General features: G+C 59.0%; 18 protein-coding genes. 12 read left to right on the forward strand and 6 right to left on the reverse strand.

What is annotated here, in order from left to right:
* The first annotated feature begins 75 nt into the window (after positions 1 to 75).
* From acnD to prpD, 3 genes are all read left to right on the forward strand, one after another.
* On the forward strand, positions 76 to 2,670 hold the full coding sequence (gene acnD / locus IEQ42_RS13460) for a Fe/S-dependent 2-methylisocitrate dehydratase AcnD (RefSeq protein WP_210703836.1): 2,595 nt from the start codon (positions 76 to 78) through the stop codon (positions 2,668 to 2,670).
* A 54-nt stretch (positions 2,671 to 2,724) separates the two neighbouring features.
* Positions 2,725 to 3,915 carry a 2-methylaconitate cis-trans isomerase PrpF gene (prpF, locus tag IEQ42_RS13465; protein ID WP_210703837.1) on the forward strand — a complete coding sequence of 397 codons (1,191 nt, stop codon included), beginning with the start codon at positions 2,725 to 2,727 and terminating at the stop codon, positions 3,913 to 3,915.
* Between the two features lie 305 nt (positions 3,916 to 4,220).
* Positions 4,221 to 5,705 (forward strand): 2-methylcitrate dehydratase, encoded by a 1,485-nt coding sequence (gene prpD / locus IEQ42_RS13470; protein ID WP_210703838.1) that lies wholly within the window; start codon positions 4,221 to 4,223, stop codon positions 5,703 to 5,705.
* A gap of 89 nt (positions 5,706 to 5,794) precedes the next feature.
* On the opposite strand, the gene IEQ42_RS13475 is transcribed toward prpD, so the two are convergent.
* Positions 5,795 to 6,733, reverse strand: coding sequence for a DMT family transporter (locus IEQ42_RS13475; RefSeq protein ID WP_210703839.1), 939 nt, complete (start codon positions 6,731 to 6,733; stop codon positions 5,795 to 5,797).
* 89 nt (positions 6,734 to 6,822) lie between these two features.
* Here IEQ42_RS13475 and IEQ42_RS13480 point away from each other — a divergent pair, with 89 nt between their 5' ends.
* The gene (locus tag IEQ42_RS13480) at positions 6,823 to 8,232 is read left to right on the forward strand and encodes an aminotransferase-like domain-containing protein (RefSeq protein ID WP_210703840.1); all 1,410 of its coding nucleotides are present in this window, start codon (positions 6,823 to 6,825) and stop codon (positions 8,230 to 8,232) included.
* A 121-nt stretch (positions 8,233 to 8,353) separates the two neighbouring features.
* On the opposite strand, the gene ppsR is transcribed toward IEQ42_RS13480, so the two are convergent.
* Positions 8,354 to 9,172 carry a posphoenolpyruvate synthetase regulatory kinase/phosphorylase PpsR gene (ppsR, locus tag IEQ42_RS13485; protein ID WP_042558495.1) on the reverse strand — a complete coding sequence of 273 codons (819 nt, stop codon included), beginning with the start codon at positions 9,170 to 9,172 and terminating at the stop codon, positions 8,354 to 8,356.
* Positions 9,173 to 9,346: 174 nt separating this feature from the next.
* Here ppsR and ppsA point away from each other — a divergent pair, with 174 nt between their 5' ends.
* The 8 genes from ppsA (at position 9,347) to IEQ42_RS13525 (ending at position 17,599) form a co-directional block, all read left to right on the forward strand.
* Complete coding sequence (gene ppsA, locus IEQ42_RS13490) at positions 9,347 to 11,722, forward strand: phosphoenolpyruvate synthase (protein WP_210703841.1); 2,376 nt, start codon at positions 9,347 to 9,349, stop codon at positions 11,720 to 11,722.
* 188 nt (positions 11,723 to 11,910) lie between these two features.
* Positions 11,911 to 12,900 carry an alpha/beta fold hydrolase gene (locus tag IEQ42_RS13495; protein WP_210703842.1) on the forward strand — a complete coding sequence of 330 codons (990 nt, stop codon included), beginning with the start codon at positions 11,911 to 11,913 and terminating at the stop codon, positions 12,898 to 12,900.
* A gap of 228 nt (positions 12,901 to 13,128) precedes the next feature.
* Entirely contained in the window at positions 13,129 to 13,620 is a 492-nt protein-coding gene (gene rraA, locus IEQ42_RS13500) for a ribonuclease E activity regulator RraA (RefSeq protein WP_210703843.1), read from the forward strand.
* A 21-nt stretch (positions 13,621 to 13,641) separates the two neighbouring features.
* Positions 13,642 to 14,637: a zinc transporter ZntB gene (locus IEQ42_RS13505; RefSeq protein WP_042558498.1), complete on the forward strand. Its 996-nt coding sequence runs from the start codon at positions 13,642 to 13,644 to the stop codon at positions 14,635 to 14,637.
* A 63-nt stretch (positions 14,638 to 14,700) separates the two neighbouring features.
* Positions 14,701 to 14,949, forward strand: a complete 249-nt coding sequence (locus IEQ42_RS13510) for a hypothetical protein (protein WP_008076827.1) — start codon at positions 14,701 to 14,703, stop codon at positions 14,947 to 14,949.
* 2 nt (positions 14,950 to 14,951) lie between these two features.
* Positions 14,952 to 15,776, forward strand: a complete 825-nt coding sequence (locus IEQ42_RS13515; RefSeq protein WP_210703844.1) for a mechanosensitive ion channel family protein — start codon at positions 14,952 to 14,954, stop codon at positions 15,774 to 15,776.
* Between the two features lie 90 nt (positions 15,777 to 15,866).
* Positions 15,867 to 16,457 carry an RNA polymerase sigma factor SigX gene (sigX, locus tag IEQ42_RS13520; RefSeq protein ID WP_042558499.1) on the forward strand — a complete coding sequence of 197 codons (591 nt, stop codon included), beginning with the start codon at positions 15,867 to 15,869 and terminating at the stop codon, positions 16,455 to 16,457.
* A 107-nt stretch (positions 16,458 to 16,564) separates the two neighbouring features.
* The gene (locus IEQ42_RS13525; RefSeq protein WP_042558500.1) at positions 16,565 to 17,599 is read left to right on the forward strand and encodes an OmpA family protein; all 1,035 of its coding nucleotides are present in this window, start codon (positions 16,565 to 16,567) and stop codon (positions 17,597 to 17,599) included.
* 74 nt (positions 17,600 to 17,673) lie between these two features.
* On the opposite strand, the gene cobA is transcribed toward IEQ42_RS13525, so the two are convergent.
* The 4 genes from cobA to nirB are packed head-to-tail and all read right to left on the reverse strand — an operon-like array spanning position 17,674 to position 23,937.
* Positions 17,674 to 18,441 (reverse strand): uroporphyrinogen-III C-methyltransferase, encoded by a 768-nt coding sequence (gene cobA, locus IEQ42_RS13530; protein ID WP_210703845.1) that lies wholly within the window; start codon positions 18,439 to 18,441, stop codon positions 17,674 to 17,676.
* A gap of 14 nt (positions 18,442 to 18,455) precedes the next feature.
* Positions 18,456 to 21,170, reverse strand: a complete 2,715-nt coding sequence (locus IEQ42_RS13535) for a nitrate reductase (protein WP_210703846.1) — start codon at positions 21,168 to 21,170, stop codon at positions 18,456 to 18,458.
* Complete coding sequence (gene nirD, locus IEQ42_RS13540) at positions 21,170 to 21,487, reverse strand: nitrite reductase small subunit NirD (protein ID WP_042558503.1); 318 nt, start codon at positions 21,485 to 21,487, stop codon at positions 21,170 to 21,172. Before nirD ends, IEQ42_RS13535 begins: the two co-directional genes overlap by 1 nt.
* Entirely contained in the window at positions 21,484 to 23,937 is a 2,454-nt protein-coding gene (nirB, locus tag IEQ42_RS13545) for a nitrite reductase large subunit NirB (protein WP_047300398.1), read from the reverse strand. The genes nirD and nirB overlap by 4 nt, the downstream gene beginning before the upstream one ends.
* Positions 23,938 to 24,022 lie beyond the last annotated feature (85 nt).

Below are 24,022 nucleotides of genomic sequence, written 5' to 3' on the forward strand. Positions count from 1 at the left end.
ACAGGGTTCAGCGTGAATTGAAGGTCGAAGTCAGCACCCACCCCTTGAAACTCCCGTGACCCGAGTCCTGACCCGATGAACACAGAATTTCGCAAGAACCTGCCCGGAACACCGCTGGACTATTTCGACGTCCGCGCGGCTGTCGATGCGATCCAGCCCGGCGCTTACGACACCCTGCCGTACACCTCGCGCGTGCTGGCGGAAAACCTTGTGCGTCGCTGCGACCCGGCCACGCTGACCGAATCCCTGAAGCAATTCATCGAGCGCAAGCGCGACCTCGATTTCCCGTGGTTCCCGGCGCGCGTTGTCTGCCATGACATTCTCGGTCAGACCGCACTGGTCGACCTCGCCGGTCTGCGTGACGCGATTGCCTTGCAGGGCGGCGATCCGGCGCAAGTCAATCCGGTGGTGCCGACGCAACTGATTGTCGACCACTCGCTGGCGGTAGAGGCGGGGGGCTTTGATGCGCAGGCGTTCGAGAAGAATCGCGCCATCGAAGATCGTCGCAATGAAGACCGTTTTCACTTCATCAACTGGACCAAAAAAGCCTTCAAGAATGTTGATGTGATCCCGCCGGGCAACGGCATCATGCACCAGATCAACCTGGAGAAAATGTCTCCGGTGATCCAGGTGCGTGACGGCGTGGCGTTCCCCGACACGTGCGTCGGTACCGACAGCCACACCCCGCACGTCGATGCGCTGGGCGTGATCGCCATCGGCGTCGGCGGCCTCGAAGCCGAGAGCGTCATGCTCGGCCGCGCCTCGTGGATGCGTCTGCCGGAAAGCGTCGGCGTCGAACTGACCGGCAAACTGCAACCGGGCATCACCGCCACCGACATGGTGCTGGCGCTGACCGAGTACCTGCGCAAGCAGAAAGTCGTCGGCGCATGGCTGGAGTTCTTCGGTGAAGGCGCTGCCGCGCTGACCCTCGGCGACCGCGCAACCATCTCCAACATGGCGCCGGAATACGGCGCCACCGCGGCGATGTTCTACATCGACCAGCAGACCATCGATTACCTCAAGCTCACCGGTCGTGAAGACCAACAAGTGCAGCTTGTCGAGCATTACGCCAAGACCACCGGTCTGTGGGCCGACAGCCTCAAAGGCGCGCAATACGAGCGCGGTCTGACCTTCGACTTGTCGTCGGTAGTGCGCAACATGGCCGGCCCGAGCAACCCGCACGCGCGCGTTGCGACCTCGGATCTGGCCGCCAAAGGCATCTCCGGTCAGTGGGATGACGTGCCGGGGCAAATGCCCGATGGTGCGGTGATCATCGCGGCCATCACCAGTTGCACCAACACCAGCAATCCGCGCAACGTGATCGCCGCCGGCCTGATTGCGCGCAACGCCAACCGACTCGGATTGACGCGCAAACCGTGGGTCAAATCCTCGCTGGCGCCGGGTTCGAAAACCGTGGCGCTGTACCTTGATGAAGCGGGGCTGACCACTGAACTGGAACAACTCGGTTTCGGCGTCGTGGCGTTCGCCTGCACCACGTGCAACGGCATGTCCGGCGCACTGGATCCGGTGATCCAGCAGGAAATCATCGACCGCGATCTGTATGCGACTGCCGTGCTCTCGGGCAACCGCAACTTCGACGGCCGCATCCACCCTTACGCCAAGCAGGCCTTCCTTGCATCGCCGCCGCTGGTGGTTGCTTACGCGATTGCCGGGACCATCCGTTTCGACATCGAGAAAGATGTCTTGGGCGTGGTCGACGGCAAGGAAATTCGCCTCAAAGACATCTGGCCGAGCGACGAAGAAATCGACGCCGTGGTGAAGTCTTCGGTCAAACCCGAGCAGTTCCGTCAGGTCTACATCCCGATGTTCGCCATCCATGAAGACACCGGCCCGAAAGTCACGCCGCTGTACGACTGGCGCGAGATGAGCACCTACATCCGCCGTCCGCCGTACTGGGAAGGCGCACTGGCCGGCGCGCGTCCGCTCAAGGGCATGCGCCCACTGGCGGTGCTGCCGGACAACATCACCACCGATCACCTGTCGCCGTCGAACGCGATCATGCTCGACAGCGCCGCCGGCGAATACCTGGCGAAAATGGGCCTTCCGGAAGAGGACTTCAACTCCTACGCAACCCACCGTGGCGACCACTTGACCGCCCAGCGCGCGACGTTTGCCAACCCGAAACTGTTCAACGAAATGGTCGTGGAAAACGGCAAGGTCAAGCAGGGTTCGCTGGCCCGTGTCGAGCCGGAAGGCAAAGTCATGCGCATGTGGGAAGCCATCGAAACCTACATGGAGCGCAAGCAGCCGCTGATCATTATTGCCGGCGCCGATTACGGTCAAGGTTCGTCCCGCGACTGGGCGGCCAAAGGCGTGCGGCTGGCCGGTGTCGAAGCGATTGCCGCTGAGGGTTTCGAACGCATCCACCGCACCAACCTGGTGGGCATGGGCGTGTTGCCGCTGGAGTTCAAGGCGGGCACCGACCGTCATACCCTGGCCATCGACGGCAGCGAAACCTACGACGTGATTGGCGAGCGCAAGCCGCGCGCTGACCTGACGCTGGTGATTCATCGCAAGAATGGCGAGCGCGTTGACGTGCCGGTGACGTGCCGCCTCGATACCGCTGAAGAAGTGTCGATCTACGAGGCCGGCGGCGTGTTACAGCGCTTCGCTCAGGACTTCCTCGAAGAGTCGGCAGCTGCCGTTTAAATCATCGGATGTGGGCATGGGACTTCAAGTCCCGTGCCTTCGTTAAGGAGCACCATGGCTCACGTTCCCCAAATCAAAATTCCCGCCACTTACATGCGCGGTGGCACCAGCAAAGGCGTGTTCTTCAGCCTGAAAGATTTGCCTGAAGCGGCGCAGGTTCCAGGTCCCGCACGCGACGCCTTGCTGCTGCGCGTGATCGGCAGCCCCGACCCGTACGACAAGCAAATCGACGGCATGGGCGGCGCCACTTCAAGCACCAGCAAAACCGTGATCCTGTCGAAAAGCAGCCAGGCTGATCACGACGTCGATTACCTGTTCGGCCAGGTCTCCATCGACAAGCCGTTCGTGGACTGGAGCGGCAACTGCGGCAACCTGTCGGCGGCGGTCGGTTCGTTTGCGATCAGCAATGGCCTGGTCGATGCCAGTCGCATTCCGCGCGACGGTGTCGCCGTGGTACGCGTGTGGCAGGCGAATATCGGCAAAACCATCATCGCCCACGTGCCGATCACCAACGGTGAAGTGCAGGAGACCGGGGATTTTGAACTCGACGGCGTGACCTTTCCGGCGGCCGAAGTGCAGGTGGAGTTCATGGATCCAGCGGCAGAAGAAGAGGGCGCTGGTGGCTCGATGTTTCCTACTGGCAACCTGATCGATGAGCTGGAGGTGCCGGGTGTTGGCACGTTCAGGGTGACCATGATCAATGCGGGTATTCCGACGATTTTCGTCAACGCCGAAGACATCGGCTACACCGGCACCGAACTGCAAAGTGCGATCAACAGCGACCCGAAAGCCTTGCAGATGTTCGAGACCATCCGCGCTTATGGCGCTTTGCGCATGGGCTTGATCTCGAATCTCGATGAAGCGGCCAAGCGCCAACACACACCGAAAGTCGCGTTCGTTGCCAAGCCTGCGGATTACGTGGCGTCCAGCGGCAAAGCGATTGCTGCCGGTGACGTTGATTTGCTGGTGCGTGCATTGTCGATGGGCAAACTGCACCACGCGATGATGGGCACGGCTGCGGTCGCCATCGGCACTGCGGCGGCAATTCCCGGGACGCTGGTGAACCTGGCGGCGGGTGGCGTGGAACGCAGCGCCGTGCGTTTCGGTCATCCTTCCGGCACATTGCGGGTCGGTGCCGAGGCGAGCCAGGAAAATGGTGAGTGGGTGGTGAAAAAAGCCATCATGAGCCGCAGTGCGCGCGTCCTGATGGAAGGCAATGTGCGTATTCCCGGTGATTCGTTCTGATTCGAGAGCTTTTACCCTCACCCCAGCCCTCTCCCGGAGGGAGAGGGGGCCGACCGAGGTGTCTGAGGTTTTACACCGACCTGAAAGACCGAGTCGATTATGGATTCGGTAAAGCACTTCCAGGTGATGAACCTCATTAGCATCCCCCAATCGGTTCCCTCTCCCTCGGGAGAGGGCTAGGGTGAGGGGCCTCACCACCTGAAGAAACACAAAAAGAGCAGGCGCCCCCAGACCTGCAATCAACCAAACCAACCAAGCCCTGAGGAAGACCGTACCACTCATCATTCCCGCACAGGAGAAACGCAATGAGCGCCAACGTCGACCTGAACAACCGCCCCCACTACGACCGTGTCCTGCAGGACATCGCCGACTACGTCCTGACCTTCAAAGTTGAATCCACCGAAGCCCTGAACACCGCCCGCCACTGCCTGATGGACACGCTGGGTTGCGGTCTGCTGGCGCTGCGTTTTCCCGAATGCACCAAGCACCTTGGCCCCATCGTCGAAGGCACCGTCGTGCCGTTTGGCGCTCGCGTCCCGGGCACCCCTTATCGCCTGGATCCGGTGAAAGCGGCGTGGGATATCGGCTGCATCGTGCGCTGGCTCGACTACAACGACACCTGGCTCGCCGCCGAATGGGGCCATCCGTCGGACAACCTCGGCGCAATTCTCGCGGTGGCCGATCACCTCTCGCAGAAGCGCTCGGCCAACGCTGAAGCAGCACTGACGATTCGCGATGTGCTGGAAGCGATGATCATGGCTCACGAGATTCAGGGCGTCATCGCCCTGGAAAACTCCTTCAACCGCGTAGGACTTGATCACGTCATTCTGGTGAAAGTCGCCTCGACCGCCGTGACCGCCAAGCTGATGGGCGCCAATCGCGAGCAGATGTTGTCGGCGCTGTCCCATGCATTCGCCGACGGTCAGGCGCTGCGCACCTACCGTCATGCACCGAACGCTGGCTCGCGAAAATCCTGGGCAGCGGGGGATGCGTCCAGCCGTGGCGTGCGTCTGGCCGATATCGCCATGCGTGGCGAAATGGGCATTCCCGGTGTGTTGAGTGCCAAGCAGTGGGGCTTTTACGACGTACTCTTCAGCCACACCAACAGCGACCTGGCGTTGAAGCCGGAAGACAAACGCGCCTTCGCTTTCTCACGACCGTTCGGCAGTTATGTGATGGAAAACGTCCTGTTCAAGATCAGCTTTCCCGCCGAGTTCCACGCGCAAACTGCGTGCGAGGCAGCGGTGACGTTGCATCCGCAAGTGCGCAACCGGCTGCACGAAATCGAGCGAATCGTCATCACCACCCACGAATCGGCGATCCGCATCATTTCCAAGGTCGGGCCGCTGGCCAACGCTGCCGACCGCGATCACTGCATTCAGTACATGACCGCCGTGCCGCTGGCCTTCGGCAACCTGATCGCCGAGCAGTACGAGGACGATTTCCACAAAGCTCATCCGATCATTGATGTGCTGCGCGAGAAAATGCACATCGTCGAAGAGCCGCGCTTCACCCGCGAATACCTCGAGGCCGACAAGCGCTCGATTGCCAACGCCGTGCAGGTGTTTTTCAAGGACGGCACCAGCACCGACAACGTCGTGGTGGAATACCCGATCGGCCATCGCCGCCGCCGGGCGCAGGGCATTCCTTTGCTGGAAGACAAGTTCAAGGCCAACCTGGCAACGCGCTTCACCAGCCAACGCAGCGCCGAGATCCTGGCGCTGTGCAAAGATCAGACGCGGCTGGAAGCGACGCCAGTCCACCGCTTCGTCGACCTGTTCGTGATCTGACGCAAACCCTGTAGGAGCTGCCGCAGGCTGCGATCTTTTGACTTTGATTGTAAAAAACAAGATCAAAAGATCGCAGCCTGCGGCAGCTCCTACACAGAGCGGTTGCGCCATTTTTCGATGGGCAGTTTGGTGATCGCAAAACCGCTCAACAAAATCGCCGAATAGATCATCAGTTCCCGGGACAGGGTTTGCCCTTCGTACCAGGCGCCGATGATCACGGCGAACACCGGGAAAATGATAAACACGAAGGACAGAATGATCGGGCTCAGGCGTTTAAGCAGCAAAAAATAAACGATGAATCCACCCACCGACGCCACCAGCCCGAGATAGAGCAGGGCAGCCCATGAGCGCGCACTCACGTCCTGGAAGCTCGGCGCTTCGAAGCTCAATCCGACAATAAATAACATCAGCCCGGCGATGCCGATCGGCAGCGTGTTGTAGGTGATCACGCTGATGGCGCTGCCGTGTTTTTTCGTCACTACGTAGCAAAGCGCATGCATGACGGCTGCGCAGAGAATCGCCAGCACGCCAAGCCATTCCGCCTGATCAAGGTGCAAGCCCTGGCTGCGAATGATCATGAACAAACTGGCGAAGCCGATGGCGATGCCGAGCATTTGCGATGGATAGATTTTCTCGCGCAGAAACAGTGCGCTGAACATCAGGATAAACACCGGCATGCAGCTGAACAGCAGCGCCGTCAGGCCAGACGACACGTGCATCTCGCCATAGTTGAGCAGGTAATACGGCAGGCTGAAATACGACAGCGTGACGAACACAAAAAACCAGCGACTTTGTCGTGGGAATAGCAGGGGTTCCTTGCGCAACACCGCGAAGCTGAGGAACAGCGGGAAGGCAATCAGAAAGCGCAGGCCGGCAGCGGTCAGTGGCGGCACGCTTTCCACGGCAATCTTGATCCCCAGCCATGTGGTGCCCCAGCTCAGACAGACGATGAGAAACAGGGCGCTGGTGATCAATCCGGCAAGCCAGGGTTTGCTGATGGTTGTTGGTGAGCTGACGACGGTCGACATGTTGGGTGCTCCGAGCGGGGAATTGACCTCATTACTGAAAACGTCTATTCCTGATTGAACCTGTTTTCCATACGCTATTTGGGGCGAGAATGACTGTCAAAGTAAGTATTGCCATGGTGTCAATCCTTCGCGACGGCCTCGTCAATGGCGTCGGAGTCAAGTACAAGCGCCTGGCCGATGCGGTCGAAAAGGCCATCGGCGAGGGCGTTATCGAGGCCGGTTGCAAGCTGCCACCGCACAGACTGTTGGCCGATAGTCTTGGCGTCACCATCGGCACCATCAGTCGTGCTTACGGCGAGCTTGAGCGTGTCGGATTGGTTGTGGCTCGCGTAGGAGACGGCACCTATGTGCGTCAGCGCGGGATGGAACGGCCGCAGGACAAAGGCTTTCGCAATGTCAGCGACGAGCCGCCAGCGTGTTTCGACATGAGCCGCAACCAGCCGATCCCCGGCCAGGAAGCAGCGTTCATGCGCGAGTGTCTTGTTGAGCTGGCCAATGATCCGGGCTTGTTACAGCAATTAACCGGATACACCGCTGAAAGCGGATTGGCCAGGCACCGGGTGGCGGGGGCGGTCTGGTTGCGCCACGGGAATTTCGTGCCGCACGCCGATCAGGTGCTGTGCGTCAACGGTGGTCAGCACGGTTTGTTGTGCGCCTTGATGGCTTTGCTCAAGGCCGGCGACACGGTCGTGACCGAGCATTTGTCCTACCCCGGATTGATCAGCGTCGCACGTCAACTCGGGATAAAACTCATCGGCGCCGCGATGGATGACAAAGGACTGTTGCCGTCGGCGCTGGAGGACATTTGCCGTCAGCATCGGGTAGCGGCGGTGTATTGCACGCCAACGATCCAGAATCCTACAGCCGCTGTGATGTCGATCCCGCGGCGCGAGGCGATTGCCGAGGTGTGCCGCCAGCACAATCTGCTGATTATCGAAGACGAAGCCCACGCTGTGCTCGACCACCAGCGCCCGCTGCCATTGAGTTATTTCGCTCCTGAGCGTGCGGTGCTGATCGGCAGTCTCAGCAAGGCCGTTTCGGCGGGGCTGCGGGTCGGTTATCTGCACGCGCCGCAGGCGCTGATCGGGCGTATCAGCTCAGCCATTCGGGCGACGTGCTGGATGGCCAATCCGCTGTCGATGGAGGTGGCGAGCCTGTGGATCGAAAACGGCATGGCCGAACGTTTAATGGATGAGCAGATCACGGAGATTGGCCGCCGCAAAGCGTTGGTTGCGGGTGTGCTGGACGGCTTGAGCTACAAAACGCACACCTACAGTCCGCACTTTTGGGTAGAGGTGCCCGAGTTGTGGCGAGCGTCGCAGATTGCTGCGGAGTTGAAAGAAAACAACTATCTGGTGGCGACCGCCGAGGCGTTCGCGGTAGGACATGCGGCGGTGCCGCAGTTTATTCGCGTGAGTGTGTGTAACTCAGTCGGGGATGACGGGTTGTTGCTTGGCGGTTTCGAAGCTTTGGCCTTGGCATTAACAGACATCGTGTAATCGTTCATCGCGGGCAAGCCCGCTCCCACAGGTTTCTCTGGTGTTTGCAAAATTCACACTCACAACAAATCCCTGTGGGAGCTGGCTTGCCAGCGATGGCGTCGGATCAGACGCCGCAAAGCTACTTGAACCGCCGCTCCACGCCTTTCTCCACCAGAATCTTCGCCGAGATCTCTTCCACCGAAAAATGTGTGGAGTTGATGTTCGGAATGTTTTCGCGGCGGAACAGGTTTTCCACTTCGCGCACTTCGAATTCGCACTGGGCATAGCTCGAATAGCGGCTGTTGGGTTTGCGCTCGTTGCGGATCGCGGTGAGGCGGTCCGGGTCGATGGTCAGGCCGAACAGCTTGTGCTGATGAGCGCGCAGGGCGGGCGGCAGTTGCAGGCGCTCCATGTCGTCTTCGGTCAGCGGGTAGTTGGCCGCGCGGATACCAAATTGCATGGCCATGTACAGACACGTCGGCGTCTTACCACATCGCGACACGCCCACTAGAATCAGATCGGCCTTGTCGTAATAGTGCGTGCGGGCGCCGTCATCGTTGTCGAGGGCGAAGTTCACCGCCTCGATCCGCTCCATGTAATTGGAGTTGTGCCCGATCGAATGCGACTTGCCGACGGTGTAGGAAGAATGCTCGGTCAGTTCCTGCTCAAGCGGGGCGAGGAAGGTCGAGAAAATGTCGATCATGAAACCATTGGACGTTGCGAGAATCTCACGAATGTCCTGATTGACGATGGTGTCGAAGATGATCGGGCGAAAGCCGTCGGTTTCGGCGGCTTTATTGATTTGTTGTACCATGGCCCGCGCTTTATCCACGCTGTCGATGTACGGTCGCGTGAATTTGCTGAAGGTAATGTTTTCGAACTGCGCCAGGAGGCTTTGACCCAGGGTTTCGGCGGTAATGCCGGTGCCATCGGAGATAAAGAAAGCAGATCGTTTCATTTGCACCTTGGGCCTTAAGCTAATAACGAATCTTGGATATGATAGGCGCGATTTGCCGGCCGCCAGTGGCCAGCATTCTCACTTATTTTCCAGGTCCAGGCCATACAACCGGTCAACGCTCCCCCGAGCAGCCGGTTTCTGAGCTTTTCCAACACAGTTAGTGGAGAGATCACCTTGGTAGAGTACGTAGTTTCCCTCGATAAGCTCGGCAAACACGATGTTGAGCATGTGGGGGGCAAGAACGCATCCCTGGGCGAGATGATCAGCAACCTGGCGGGTGCCGGTGTGTCGGTCCCCGGCGGCTTTGCCACCACCGCTCAGGCCTATCGCGACTTCCTCGAACTGAGTGGCCTCAACGACCAGATCCACCAGGCCCTCGATGCACTCGACGTTGATGACGTCAACGCACTGGCCAAGACCGGCGCGCAGATCCGTCAATGGATCATGGACGCCGAATTCCCGGAAAAACTCAATACCGAGATCCGCACCGCGTTCGCCACGCTGTCGGCCGGAAACCCTGACATGGCCGTGGCTGTGCGTTCTTCAGCCACAGCCGAAGACTTGCCGGACGCGTCCTTCGCCGGTCAGCAGGAAACCTTCCTGAACATCCGTGGCGTGGAAAACGTTATCCGCGCTGCCAAAGAGGTGTTCGCCTCTTTGTTCAACGACCGTGCGATTTCTTACCGCGTGCATCAGGGCTTCGACCACAAACTGGTCGCCCTGTCTGCCGGCGTACAGCGCATGGTGCGTTCGGAAACCGGCACCGCCGGCGTGATGTTCACCCTCGACACCGAGTCCGGTTTCCGTGACGTGGTGTTTATCACCGGCGCTTACGGTCTGGGCGAAACCGTCGTTCAAGGCGCGGTGAACCCGGACGAATTCTATGTCCACAAGGGCACGCTGGAGGCCGGTCGTCCGGCCATCCTGCGTCGCAACCTGGGCAGCAAAGCCATCAAGATGATCTACGGCGAAGTCGCCACGGCCGGCAAGTCGGTCAAGACCATCGACGTCGACAAGGCTGATCGCGCGCGCTTCTGCCTGTCCGACGCCGAAGTCAGCGAGCTGGCCAAGCAGGCGATGATCATCGAGAAGCACTATCAGTGCCCGATGGACATCGAGTGGGCCAAGGACGGTGACGACGGCAAGCTGTACATCGTGCAGGCGCGTCCGGAAACCGTGAAGAGCCGTACCCAGGCCAACGTCATGGAACGTTACCTGTTGAAAGAAACCGGCACCGTGCTGGTCGAAGGTCGTGCCATCGGCCAGCGTATTGGTGCCGGTAAAGTGCGGATCATCAAGGACGTGTCCGAGATGGACAAAGTCCAGCCGGGCGACGTACTGGTTTCCGACATGACCGACCCGGACTGGGAACCGGTAATGAAGCGCGCCAGCGCCATCGTGACCAACCGGGGCGGGCGTACCTGCCACGCGGCGATCATCGCCCGTGAGCTGGGCATTCCAGCCGTTGTCGGTTGCGGCAACGCCACCCAGTTGCTGAAGGATGGCCAGGGCGTGACCGTGTCCTGTGCTGAAGGCGACACCGGTTACATCTTCGAAGGTGAACTGGGCTTCGACATCAAGAAGAACTCCGTGGATGCCATGCCTGATCTGCCGTTCAAGATCATGATGAACGTCGGCAACCCGGACCGCGCCTTCGACTTCGCGCAACTGCCGAACGCCGGTGTGGGCCTGGCCCGTCTGGAATTCATCATCAACCGCATGATCGGCGTGCACCCTAAAGCGCTGCTGAACTACGATGGCCTGCCACAGGAAATCAAGGACAGCGTCGACAAGCGTATTGCCGGCTACGACGATCCGGTTGGCTTCTATGTCGACAAACTGGTCGAAGGCATCAGCACCCTGGCAGCAGCGTTCACCCCGAAGAAGGTCATCGTGCGTCTGTCGGACTTCAAGTCCAACGAATACGCCAACCTGATCGGCGGCAAGCTATATGAGCCTGAAGAAGAAAACCCGATGCTGGGCTTCCGTGGCGCTTCGCGTTACATCAGCGAATCGTTCCGCGATTGCTTCGAACTCGAATGCCGCGCGCTGAAACGCGTGCGCAACGAGATGGGCCTGACCAACGTCGAAATCATGGTGCCGTTCGTGCGCACCCTCGGCGAAGCCAGTCAGGTTGTTGATCTGCTCGCAGAGAACGGCCTGAAGCGCGGCGAAAACGGTCTGCGCGTGATCATGATGTGCGAATTGCCATCCAACGCGATTCTGGCTGAAGAGTTCCTCGAGTTCTTCGACGGTTTCTCGATCGGTTCCAACGACCTGACTCAGTTGACGCTAGGTCTGGATCGGGATTCCGGGATCATCGCGCACCTGTTCGACGAGCGTAATCCAGCCGTCAAGAAGCTGCTGTCGAACGCCATTCAGGCGTGCAACAAGGCTGGCAAATACATCGGTATCTGCGGTCAGGGCCCTTCCGATCACCCGGATCTGGCTCGCTGGCTGATGGAGCAGGGCATCGAAAGCGTGTCGCTGAACCCGGACACCGTGCTGGAAACCTGGTTCTTCCTCGCGGAAGGCCAAGCGCAGGCTTAACCAATATGTGAACGGTCCGCGTCCCCTGTGGGAGCGAGCCTGCTCGCGAAATCGGATTAACATTCGATATGAATGTTGGCAGATACACCGCTTTCGCGAGCAGGCTCGCTCCCACACGATTCGGTTCTTCAGGTGATTCAAGCAGGGCGAGCGCCTCCGGATGCCGCCCTTTTTTGTGCAAGAGCATTATGCAAAGCAGCAGCAACCTATTTCCTGTCGCCCTGATCAGCGCCGAGCGGCGCGGCGATCTGAGCGAAGACGTTTATCGTCTCAAACCCGGCAACAGCCCGGACTGGTCCGTAGAAATCGCCGTCACCCGTCTGGGTATGGCCGATGAACCGGCGGTGCGCGGTGTGCCGGTCATCCTGTTGCACGGCAGTTTTTCCAACCGACGCTTCTGGTTCTCGCCCAAAGGTCTGGGGCTCGGCGCTTATCTGGCGCGGCTGGGCTTCGACGTGTGGATTCCGGAGATGCGCGGTCACGGTTTATCGCAGCGCAACGAGGATTACCGCAGGAACCGTGTCGCCGACTACGCCAGGTACGATTTGCCGGCAATCGCCGCATTCGTGCGTGAGCAGAGCGGGCAGGTACCGCACTGGATCGGCCATTCGCTGGGCGGCATTACCTTGGCGGCGGCTCTTGGTGGCGAGTATCTGGGCGAACCCGCTGTGGCGTCGGCAGCGTTTTTTGGCACTCAGGTCAGCCGTACTTACTGGCCGCTGAAGATTCCGCCGGTTGAATGGAGCGGTCGCTTCATTCTCAAGCATTTCGCGCAGTTGTCGGGCTCACGTCTCAAACGCGGACCGGAAGACGAGCCCATCGGCCTGGCCATCGAGAGCATGCGCTGGTACGGCCTGTTCGGCCGGTTTGGTGACAAGGACAAAGATTGGTGGGCCGGTCTGGCTGATGTTCAGGTGCCAGTGCTGGCGGTGAGTGCGGCCGGGGATCATCAGGATCCTGAGTGGGCTTGTCGCAAACTGTTCGAGCAGATTGGCTCTGAGCACAAGCAGTTCATCAATCTGGGGCGCGAGCAGGGCTTCAACGAGAATTTCGGCCATGTCGAAATGTTGGTAAGCAAGGCTGCACAGGCACAAGTATGGCCACTGGTGGCGCGCTGGTTGAACGATCAGCAGACCCCGTTGCTGGGCGAGAAGCCGGATCTGGCGGCTGCAGTCTGAGTCGCGAGGCGCAGAAGAGGCCATTTCGTTCGGGGCGGCTTGCGGCTAAGATATGACGCATTGTGCGGTTCTGGTCATATTTAGTGGCTGATTTGCTATTAAGTATTCAGCGTTTGTTCAGGTTCGCTCAGCGAGCATTGTATGAACTAAGGTAAACAGCGACTGCCGGAACTCGTCTCACAAGAGTGCGTCATCCTTGATCGTCTTCCTTTTTACAGGAGTTTTTCGATGAACCATTACCTCACGCCTGACCTGTGCGATGCCTATCCGGAGCTGGTCCAGGTGCTGGAACCGATGTTCAGCAATTTCGGCGGACGTGATTCGTTCGGCGGCGAAATCGTGACCATCAAATGTTTCGAAGACAACTCGCTGGTCAAGGAGCAGGTCGAGCTCAAAGGGAATGGCAAGGTACTGGTGGTCGACGGTGGTGGTTCGCTGCGTCATGCCCTGCTGGGGGACATGCTGGCCGAGAAAGCCGCGAAAAACGGTTGGGAAGGGCTGGTGATCTACGGTTGCATCCGCGACGTCGATATCATCGCGCAGACCGATCTGGGCGTGCAGGCCCTTGCTAGTCACCCGAGGAAGTCCAACAGGCGCGGGCTCGGCGACCTTGACGTTCCAGTAACTTTTGCCGGTGTGACGTTCCACCCGGGCCACTACATTTATGCGGACAACAACGGCGTAATCATCTCGCCGAGTCCGCTGAAGATGCCTGAATAAGCTTTTGACAAAGGGATGAGGATGTTCGAGGAAGAAAACGCGCAATGGGGGCTGGTGCATGCCCTGGTGCTGGACGGTAGAGGCGGTGCGCGTTCGATAGCCCGGACTGAGCTCGACGATTTGCAGCTACAGGCTCATGAAAGTCTGTGGCTGCACTGGGATCGCAGTCATCCGCAAACGCAGACCTGGCTGCGCAAATCCAGTGGCCTGAACGAATTCACCTGCGACTTGCTGCTGGAAGAGAACACTCGACCGCGCCTGTTGCCGTTGCCGGATTCCGAGTTGTTGCTGTTTTTGCGCGGCGTCAACCTTAATCCGGGTGCCGAGCCGGAAGACATGGTCTCGGTGCGGATTTTCGCGTCTGCCCAGCGCGTTATTTCCCTGCGTTTGCGCCCTTTGCGCGCCACGGATGAACTGCTGACGATTCTGGCGGAGGGCAAAGGCCCGAAAACGTCCTCAGAGCTGATCCTTTATCTGGCGCAATTCCTCACTAATAAAGTGCAGGATCTGGTCACTTGCCTCTCGGAAATCGCCGATGAGGAAGAAGAAAAGATGGATGCCGACGAACGGTATACCCCAGAGCACGGATCGATTTTGCACATCCGTCGCAGGGCGGCCGGACTGAAGCGGTTCCTCGCTCCACAACGGGATATTTTCGGCCAGATGACGCGGATAAAGCTGCCGTGGTTTGTCGATGATGATGCCGATTACTGGAACGAGTTGAACAACAGCCTGACCCGCTATCTGGAAGAACTCGAATTGACCCGAGAGCGCGTGGGGCTTGTCCTGGAGGCAGAAGACCGGCGTTTGAGCGTGCGCATGAATCGCACGATGTACCGCTTCGGGATCATCACCTGCATCTTTTTGCCAATGAGTTTTATCACGGGGCTGTTGGGTATAAATGTTGGCGGAATTCCGTTCGCGAGCAGCCCTTATGGTTTCCTGATCGCCTGCTTGACGGTGCTCGCCATGGCCTTCGGCCAATGGTGGTTATTCCGTCGTTTGCGCTGGGTTTGAACATGGCGCATGTGACCCGACCAAATTTGCCCGCGTCTTTCACAGACATCACGAGAGGTGCGTATGCACGATCCGTTTGAACAGTCTTTGCGCGACATGCTCAACGCCTCGCCGTCCAGCCGTGACGACGATGCGTGTCTGGGCCGCGTACTCAAAACCGCCAACCGCCAGGTCGGCGCCGGCGATCTGTTCAGCCTGCTGGGCCGCTGGCTGCCCGCGCTGATGATCGCCCTGAATAACGGATCGGCCCATGTCTCGCCGGTTTCCCGTCTTCGTAAACCTACCGCTCGCACTGCTGATAAGGCTGATTGAATATGGAACTTGATCTCTGGACTCAGAGCCTCGTCACTGCAATGACTGCGTTGTGGACCAAAGTCGCCAACTTCATCCCGAACCTGTTCGGCGCACTGGTGGTGCTGCTGTTGGGTTTCGTCGTGGCCAAGCTGCTCGATACCTTGCTGTCCAAACTGCTCGCCAAATTGGGCCTCGATCGCCTGATGGGCGGCACCGGACTGACCAAGTTGCTGTCGCGCGCCGGGCTTCAGGTGCCGATCTCGACACTGATCGGCAAGATCTTTTACTGGTTCGTTCTGCTTATTTTTCTCGTTTCTGCAGCAGAATCCCTTGGCCTTGAGAGAGTTTCAGCTACGCTCGATATGCTGGCGCTGTATTTGCCGAAAGTATTTGGCGCAGCCTTGGTGTTGCTGGTGGGTGTTTTGCTCGCGCAACTGGCCAATGGGCTGGTGCGCGGGGCGGCAGAAGGCGTAGGCCTGGACTACGCTTCGGGGCTGGGGCGAATCGCTCAGGGTCTGGTGATCATCATCAGCATCTCGGTCGCGATCAGCCAGCTTGAGGTCAAGACCGACCTGCTGAACCATGTGATTGTCATCGTATTGATTACCGTTGGTCTGGCGGTTGCGCTGGCCATGGGGTTGGGAAGCCGGGAAATTGCCGGTCAGATTCTTGCGGGAATCTATGTGCGTGAGTTGTATCAGGTTGGGCAACAAGTGCGTGTTGGCGAGGTCGAAGGCCAGATCGAAGAGATCGGCACGGTTAAAACCACATTGCTGACCGATGAGGGTGAGCTAGTCTCTCTTTCCAATCGGATCCTGCTGGAACAGCATGTGAGTAGCCGCTAATCCGGCAAACCCTGCTAATGTATGCCGCCGCGAAATGCCAGCTTAGGCTGGTTGCGGCGGACATTGACCTGACTGTCGGCACGACTTGTTTTGAATAAAGCCCAAACGCTATCTACGCGCTACGACCCCCGCGAGCTCTCTGATGAGGAGTTGGTCGCGCGCTCGCATACCGAGCTGTTTCACGTGACGCGCGCCTATGAAGAACTGATGCGGCGTTACCAGCGAACATTATTTAACGTCTGCGCGAGATATCTTGGGAACGATCGCGATGCAGACGATGTCTGTCAGGAAGTGATGTTGAAGGTGTTGTATGGCTTGAAGAATTTCGAGGGGAAATCGAAGTTCAAAACCTGGCTGTACAGCATCACTTACAACGAATGCATCACGCAGTATCGGAAAGAACGGCGAAAGCGTCGCTTGATGGACGCATTGAGTCTTGACCCCCTTGAGGAAGCGTCCGAAGAAAAGGCGCCAAAACCCGAGGACAAGGGCGGGCTTGATCGCTGGCTGGTGTATGTGAACCCGATTGACCGCGAAATTCTGGTGCTACGATTTGTCGCAGAGCTGGAGTTTCAGGAGATCGCAGACATCATGCACATGGGTTTGAGTGCTACAAAAATGCGGTACAAACGCGCTCTAGATAAATTGCGTGAGAAATTTGCAGGCATTGCTGAAACTTAGTTCAGCGCAAATACCTCTTACGTGTAGGCAAGTTCTGATAGACTTGCCGCCGAGTTGTCCCCCGGTTTGCGGGACTGCTTCACAATCACCAGATGGGGATTTAACGGATGAAACTGAAAAACACCTTGGGCTTGGCCATTGGTTCTCTTATTGCTGCCACTTCGTTCGGCGCTCTGGCACAAGGCCAAGGCGCAGTTGAAATCGAAGGCTTCGCTAAGAAAGAACAATTCGACAGCGCTCGTAACTTCAAGAACAACGGCAACCTGTTCGGCGGCTCGATCGGTTACTTCCTGACCGACGACGTTGAACTGCGTCTGGGCTACGACGAAGTGCACAACGTACGTGCCGACGACGGCAAGAACGTAAAAGGCGCTAACACCGCTCTGGACGCTCTGTACCACTTCAACAACCCGGGCGACATGCTGCGTCCGTACGTTTCGGCCGGTTTCTCTGACCAGAGCATCGACCAGAACGGTTCGAACGGTCGTAACCGTTCCACCTTCGCCAACGTTGGCGGCGGTGCCAAGCTGTACTTCACTGACAACTTCTACGCCCGTGCTGGCGTTGAAGCTCAGTACAACATCGACCAAGGCGACACCGAGTGGGCTCCAAGCGTCGGTATCGGTGTGAACTTCGGTGGCGGCTCCAAGCCTGCTGCTGCTCCAGTTCCAGCACCAGCTGAAGTCTGCTCCGACAGCGACAACGATGGCGTTTGCGACAACGTTGACAAGTGCCCAGACACCCCAGCCAACGTAACTGTTGACGCTGACGGCTGCCCGGCAGTTGCTGAAGTTGTTCGTGTTGAGCTGGACGTTAAATTTGACTTCGACAAATCTGTTGTTAAAACCAACAGCTACGGCGATATCAAAAACCTGGCTGACTTCATGAAGCAGTACCCATCCACCACCACTACTGTTGAAGGTCACACTGACTCCGTCGGTCCTGACGCTTACAACCAGAAACTGTCCGAGCGTCGTGCAAACGCCGTTAAGCAAGTTCTGACCAACCAGTACGGTGTTGAATCGTCCCGCGTTCAGTCTGTTGGCTACGGCGAATCCCGCCCAGTTGCTGACAACAAAACTGAAGCTGGCCGCGCTGTAAACCGTCGCGTAGAAGCGCAGGTTGAAGCTCAAGCTAAGTAATTAGCTGCCGCTCTGAGAAAAGCCCGGCTTAGGCCGGGCTTTTCTTTGTCTGCGATTTGGTAAAGCGCCAGCGCTTACAAGGCGCAAGCACTCCCAATGTAGGCGCTGCCGAAGGCTGCGATCTGTTGATCTTGCGCAACAGCAGCAACAGCACCAATGACCAATATCGCCGGGCTCTTCAATTCAAAGACGCTGGCGTCCGCTTCCATCGCCATCAAATCACTGCGGCACTCGCGCTGATGCGGCAGCGAGGCGTTTTCGATCATCGCTACCGGCATATCCTTCGCCATCCCGCCCGCCAACAATTGCTCACGAATCTCGCCAAGCTTGGCCACACCCATGTAGATCACCAGCGTTGTCCCGCCTTGCGCCAGTGCCTGCCAATTTAATTGGCTGTCATCCTGCGTATGCGCAGTCACCAGCGTCACGCCGCGCGCGACACCGCGCAGGGTCAGGGGGATATCGCACTGCGTCGCACCGGCCAGCCCGGCAGTGATGCCGTTGACCAACTCGACCTCGACGCCACGCTCGCGTAACCACTGAGCCTCTTCACCGCCACGACCGAAGATGCACGGATCACCGCCCTTGAGCCGCACCACGCATTTGCCGTGACGGGCGTAGCGCAGCATCAGACGATGGATGAAGGCCTGCGGCGTCGAGCGGCAGCCACCGCGCTTGCCCACCGCAATGATTCGCGCGGCGGGGCAGTGTTCCAGCACTGCGTCGTTGACCAGGTCATCGATCATCACCACATCGGCTTCACGCAAGGCGCGCACGGCTTTAAGGGTCAACAGTTCCGGATCACCAGGGCCAGCGCCCACCAACCAGACTTTCGCATTCATGGTGTCTTCCCTCATCAAATGACGGCAACCGGCTGCACGTTGGCAGCCAGCAGGCGCTTTATTTCCGGGATGCACGAGCCGCATTGCGTGCCGCATCCCAGTTGATTTTTCAAACCCTGCAGGTCAAGTCCTTGGCCAATACCGGCGCAGACTGCGTTGAGGCTGACGTTGTTGCAGTTGCACAAGGTTTTATCGCGACTGACCTGCGCCCCGGCGTTGCCCGGCGGCGCGCTCATTGGCGCCAGCAGCCAGCGTCGCAGTTGTTCATCCGCGCGACCTTCCAGCCACAAACCTTGCAGCCAGTGTTGCGCGAGGGTTTCGCCAGCCAGGCGAATGGCGGTAATCCGGCCGTTTTCGATGCGTACACGCTTGCCGATGGCCCGGCGCGGGTCGTCATAGGCCAGTACGGGGCCATTGATCAGCGACAGACATTCGTCGATCTCACCCAGCAACTGCGGGTCCGGTGCCGCGCCGCTGGCAGCGCGTATCAGCAATGCCGGGCGTTCACGTCCGACGAGGCTCAGACTCACGTAGGAAAACGCCTCGCACAGTGGTCGTAGCGTCTCGAAGTGCCGTTGAACATCACCTTCGATCAGTGCGAAGAGTTGCCACGGCAGATCGACCGACTCCAAACGCACACCGCTGTGCTTGAGTTCAGGCTGCTTGGACAAAGGGTCGAAGGCCGGCAGCGTCACGCTATTCACGCCACCCTTGAGAAAACGATCGCCCCAGTGCATCGGCAAAAAAGCCTGGCCCGGACGCACGCTGTCATCGCTGCCAACCGCAACGATCACGGCGCCTCGACGACTTTTAAGATTGACCAGATCGCCCGGCTGCAAACGGTGTCGGCGCAGTTCGTCCGGGTGCAGGCTCAATACCGCTTCGCTGACATGGCCGAACAGTTGCGCCGCCGTGCCAGTGCGGCTCATGCCATGCCATTGATCGCGCAGGCGGCCGGTGATCAGGGTCAGCGGGAAGCGCGCATCACGCTGCTCCTTGGCGGCGCGGTAAGGCTCGGCAATGAACTGCGCGCGGCCGTTAGCGGTAGGAAAAATACCGTCGCTGTACAACCGCGCTGTTCCGTGCCGGGCGCCAGCGGGGAAGGGCCATTGCTGCGGCCCGATCTGGTCGAGCAGTGCATGACTGATACCGCACAGATCCAGATCACGCCCGCGGGTAAGCAACTTGAATTCATCGAATAGCTGCGAAGGTTGATCGAAGGCAAACAGGCTCGGGTGCTGCGGGCGCAGACGTTTCTCCAGACGCTGTGCGAAATCCACCGTAATTGCCCAGTCTGGTCGCGCCTCACTCGGTGCGAGAATGGCTTTGCGTACGTGGGAAATGCGTCGCTCGGAATTGGTGACCGTGCCTTCCTTCTCGCCCCAACTGGCGGCGGGCAATAACAGGTCGGCGAATGCAGCTGTTTCGGTGGTGCGGAAGGCTTCCTGCAATACCACGAACGGACACGCCTGCAGTGCCGCGCGCACCGAGTGTTGATCCGGCATCGATTGCGCGGGGTTGGTGCAGGCTATCCACAACGCCTTTATCTTGCCGCTACGCACCTGTTCGAACAGTTCGATAGCACTGAGCCCGGTGTTTTCCGGCAACCGATCAACGCCCCAGTAAGCCGCGACTTCAGTACGGTGCTCGGGGTTGGCCGCATCACGATGGCCGGGGAGCAGATTGGACAGACTTCCGGTTTCCCGCCCGCCCATGGCATTTGGCTGACCGGTGAGAGAGAAAGGTCCTGCACCCGGGCGACCGATTTGCCCGGTAACCAGGTGCAGGTTAATCAGAGCGCTGTTTTTTGCGCTGCCGGCGGTGGACTGGTTCAAGCCCATGCACCACAGCGACAGAAAACTCGGCGCAGTGCCCACCCATTCAGCGCATTGCTGCAGTTGCTCGACACTGATTCCGCACAGCTGCGACACCATCTGTGGCGTGTAATCACGTGCCAGGCTTTTCAGTTCGGCCAGACCTTCGGTGTGGGCGTTGATGAAGTCGCGGTCGATCCATTCTTCCCACAACAGCAGGTGCAAAATCCCATGGAAAAGAGCGACATCGGTGCCAGGCAGAATCGCCAGATGTAGATCGGCCAGATCGCAGGTGTCGGTGCGCCGTGGGTCGATGACGATGACTTTCATCTGCGGACGGCGCGATTTAGCCTCTTCGAGCCGACGAAAAAGTACCGGATGGGCGTAGGCCATGTTACTGCCGACGATCATCACGCAATCACTGAGCTCCAGATCTTCATAGCTGCACGGCGGTGCATCGGCGCCGAGACTACGTTTGTAGCCGACCACGGCCGAAGACATGCACAGGCGTGAATTGCTGTCGATGTTGTTGGTGCCGACCAGCGCCCGCGCCAGTTTGTTGAAGGCGTAATAGTCCTCGGTCAGCAGTTGTCCGGAAATGTAGAACGCGACGCTGTCGGGGCCGTGTTCGGCGATGGTCTCGGCGAACACATTGGCAGCATGGTCCAGCGCCGTGTCCCAATCAGCGCGGCTGCGCGCCAGACCTTTGCCCAGACGCAGTTCTGGGTATAACGCTCGGGCTGCGAGGTCGCCAGTCAGGTGCAGGGTCGAGCCTTTGCTACAGAGTTTGCCGAAGTTGGCCGGATGCGTCGGATCGCCACTGACGCCGAGGATGCGCTCGCCGTCATGCTCGATCAGTACGCCGCAGCCGACCCCGCAATAACAGCAGGTCGAGGCGGTCGTCTGGCGGTTCATCAGATAGCGTCCCGCAGGGCCAATTGCACCCGGCCATTTTCAACCCGCGCCGCGTGATGGTGGGCGCATCCGATATCAGGCGCCTGGGCTTCACCGGATTGCAGGTCGATCTGCCAGTTGTGCAGCGGGCAGGCCACACGTTTGCCGTAAATCAAACCTTGTGACAGGGGACCACCCTTGTGCGGGCAACGGTCGTCGAGGGCGAACACTTCGTCGTCGCTTGTACGAAAAATCGCAATGTCACCTTTGGGACCGGCAATGATCCGCGAACCGAGGGTATTGATCTCTTCCAGGGCACAGATATCGAGCCAGTTCATGCCGGCACCTCCAGGTTTTTCACAGGGATTACGTCAAATTCTTTCTTCAGTTGCGGCTGCGCCAGTCGCTCTTTCCACGGATCCTGCTCAAACGACAGGGAGAATTGCAGGCGCTCGTTCAACGCTTTGCGACGCTCGGGGTCTTCAAGCACGGCTTTCTTGATGTGCTCCATGCCGACCCGTTGCAGGTAGTGCACGGTGCGCTCGAGGTAAAAGGCTTCTTCGCGATAAAGCTGCAGGAATGCGCCGTTGTACTCGCGGACTTCTTCGGCGGTTTTCAGCTTGACGAAGAATTCGGCGACTTCGGTTTTGATCCCGCCGTTGCCACCGATGTACATCTCCCATCCGGAATCGACGCCGATGATTCCTACGTCTTTGATCCCCGCTTCCGAGCAGTTGCGTGGGCATCCGGAGACAGCCAGTTTCACTTTGTGCGGCGACCACATATTGAACAGGTCATGTTCAAGCTCGATGCCCAATTGCGTCGAATTCTGCGTGCCGAAGCGGCAGAACTCGCTGCCGACACAGGTTTTCACCGTGCGAATCGATTTGCCGTAGGCGTGGCCGGAGGGCATGTCGAGATCCTTCCAGACGCCGGGCAAATCCTGTTTCTTGATGCCCAGCAGGTCGATGCGCTGACCGCCGGTGACCTTGACCATCGGCACGTTGTACTTGTCGGCGACGTCGGCAATTCGGCGCAATTCCGAAGGGTTGGTCACTCCGCCCCACATCCGTGGTACCACCGAGTAAGTGCCATCCTTCTGGATATTGGCGTGGGCGCGTTCGTTGATCAGGCGCGATTGCGGATCGTCCCTGGCCTCGCCCGGCCAGGTGGAAATCAGGTAGTAGTTGAGCGCCGGGCGGCATGTCGCGCAGCCGTTTGGCGTGCGCCAGTTGAGGTAGCTCATGGTGCCGGCGATGGTCAGTAGATGTTGCTCGCGGATCGCCTGGCGGATCTGGCCGTGATTGAGGTCGCTGCAACCGCAGATGGCTTTTTCGCTTTTCGGTTTGACGTCTGCCGCGCCGCCGACGGTGTTGATCAGGATCTGCTCGACCAGCCCCGCGCAGGAGCCGCAGGAACTGGCCGCTTTGGTGTGTTTCTTCACGTCATCGACGCTGAACAGACCGTGTTCCTGAATGGCTTTGACGATGGTGCCTTTGCACACGCCGTTGCAGCCGCAGACTTCGGCGGTGTCGGCCATGACCATGGCTTTGTCCTGGCCTTGATGTCCTACGTCGCCGAGGGCGTTTTCGCCAAACATCAGGTGATCGCGGATCTCGCCGATGGCGTGATTCTCACGAATTTGTCGGAAATACCAACCGCCATCTGCCGTATCGCCGTACAGACACGCGCCAACCAAAACGTCATCCTTGATCACCAGTTTTTTGTACACCCCGCCGATCGGGTCGGAGAGGGTGATGGTTTCGGTGCCTTCGCCGCCCATGAAGTCGCCGGCGGAAAACAGGTCGATGCCGGTGACTTTCAACTTGGTTGACGTGACCGAGCCCTGATAGCGGGCGAAACCCAATTGCGCGAGGTGGTTGGCGCAGACCTTGGCCTGTTCGAACAACGGTGCGACCAGGCCATAAGCGATGCCGCGATGGCTGGCGCATTCGCCGATGGCATAGATGCGCGGGTCGTAGGTTTGCAGGGTGTCGTTGACCAGAATGCCGCGATTGCACGGGATGCCGGCCTTTTCCGCGAGTTCGGTGTTGGGGCGGATGCCGGCGGCCATGACCACCAGATCAGCAGGGATGATGTCGCCGTTCTTGAATTGCACCGAGCCGACCCGACCGTTACCGGCGTCGTGCAGGGCCTGGGTCTGTTCGCACAGTCGGAAATGCAGGCCGCGGGATTCGAGAGCGCTTTGCAGGAGTTGGCCGCTGGTCTTGTCCAGTTGCCGCTCCAGCAACCACTCACCGAGATGCACGACGGTGACGTGCATGCCGCGCAGCATCAGGCCGTTGGCCGCTTCGAGGCCGAGCAGGCCACCGCCGATGACGACGGCGTGCTTGTGGGTTTTGGCGGTGTCGATCATTGCCTGGGTGTCGGCAATGTCGCGGTAGCCGATCACGCCGTGCAAGGTGTTGCCGGGAATTGGCAGGATGAACGGCGTCGAGCCGGTGGCGATCAGCAGTCTGTCGTACTCGGCTTCAGTGCCGTCCTCGGCAATCACCCGGCGCTTGACCCGGTCGATTTCCACCACTTTGCGGTTGAGCAGCAGCTTGATGTTGTTTTCCAGGTACCAGTCGAGGTCGTTGAGCACGATCTCTTCGAAGGTTTGCTCACCGGCCAGCACCGGCGACAACAGGATGCGGTTGTAATTGGTATGCGGCTCGGCGCCGAAGACCGTGATGTCGTAAAGCTCGTTGCTCAGCTTGAGCAGTTCTTCGAGGGTGCGGACTCCGGCCATGCCGTTGCCGATCATCACCAGTTTGAGTTTTTTCATCAGGTTCTCCGGGGAGCTGCGGCTGGCCTCTTGTGGGCTTCAGGCCTTGCTCGAGAAATTTTGCGCAAACAAAAAAAGGCGTCCC

Origin of the sequence: Pseudomonas iridis (assembly GCF_017980685.1) — a bacterium.
GTDB lineage: Bacteria > Pseudomonadota > Gammaproteobacteria > Pseudomonadales > Pseudomonadaceae > Aquipseudomonas > Aquipseudomonas iridis.

Excerpts from the sequence above, each read along its gene's own strand:
- acnD (WP_210703836.1), top strand. The coding sequence starts at position 76 with ATGAACACAGAATTTCGCAAGAACCTGCCCGGAACACCGCTGGACTAT.
- prpF (WP_210703837.1), top strand. The coding sequence starts at position 2,725 with ATGGCTCACGTTCCCCAAATCAAAATTCCCGCCACTTACATGCGCGGT.
- prpD (WP_210703838.1), top strand. The coding sequence starts at position 4,221 with ATGAGCGCCAACGTCGACCTGAACAACCGCCCCCACTACGACCGTGTC.
- IEQ42_RS13475 (WP_210703839.1), bottom strand. The coding sequence starts at position 6,733 with ATGTCGACCGTCGTCAGCTCACCAACAACCATCAGCAAACCCTGGCTT.
- IEQ42_RS13480 (WP_210703840.1), top strand. The coding sequence starts at position 6,823 with ATGACTGTCAAAGTAAGTATTGCCATGGTGTCAATCCTTCGCGACGGC.
- ppsR (WP_042558495.1), bottom strand. The coding sequence starts at position 9,172 with ATGAAACGATCTGCTTTCTTTATCTCCGATGGCACCGGCATTACCGCC.
- IEQ42_RS13495 (WP_210703842.1), top strand. The coding sequence starts at position 11,911 with ATGCAAAGCAGCAGCAACCTATTTCCTGTCGCCCTGATCAGCGCCGAG.
- rraA (WP_210703843.1), top strand. The coding sequence starts at position 13,129 with ATGAACCATTACCTCACGCCTGACCTGTGCGATGCCTATCCGGAGCTG.
- IEQ42_RS13505 (WP_042558498.1), top strand. The coding sequence starts at position 13,642 with ATGTTCGAGGAAGAAAACGCGCAATGGGGGCTGGTGCATGCCCTGGTG.
- IEQ42_RS13510 (WP_008076827.1), top strand. The coding sequence starts at position 14,701 with ATGCACGATCCGTTTGAACAGTCTTTGCGCGACATGCTCAACGCCTCG.
- IEQ42_RS13515 (WP_210703844.1), top strand. The coding sequence starts at position 14,952 with ATGGAACTTGATCTCTGGACTCAGAGCCTCGTCACTGCAATGACTGCG.
- IEQ42_RS13525 (WP_042558500.1), top strand. The coding sequence starts at position 16,565 with ATGAAACTGAAAAACACCTTGGGCTTGGCCATTGGTTCTCTTATTGCT.
- cobA (WP_210703845.1), bottom strand. The coding sequence starts at position 18,441 with ATGAATGCGAAAGTCTGGTTGGTGGGCGCTGGCCCTGGTGATCCGGAA.
- IEQ42_RS13535 (WP_210703846.1), bottom strand. The coding sequence starts at position 21,170 with ATGAACCGCCAGACGACCGCCTCGACCTGCTGTTATTGCGGGGTCGGC.
- nirD (WP_042558503.1), bottom strand. The coding sequence starts at position 21,487 with ATGAACTGGCTCGATATCTGTGCCCTGGAAGAGATCAATACCCTCGGT.
- nirB (WP_047300398.1), bottom strand. The coding sequence starts at position 23,937 with ATGAAAAAACTCAAACTGGTGATGATCGGCAACGGCATGGCCGGAGTC.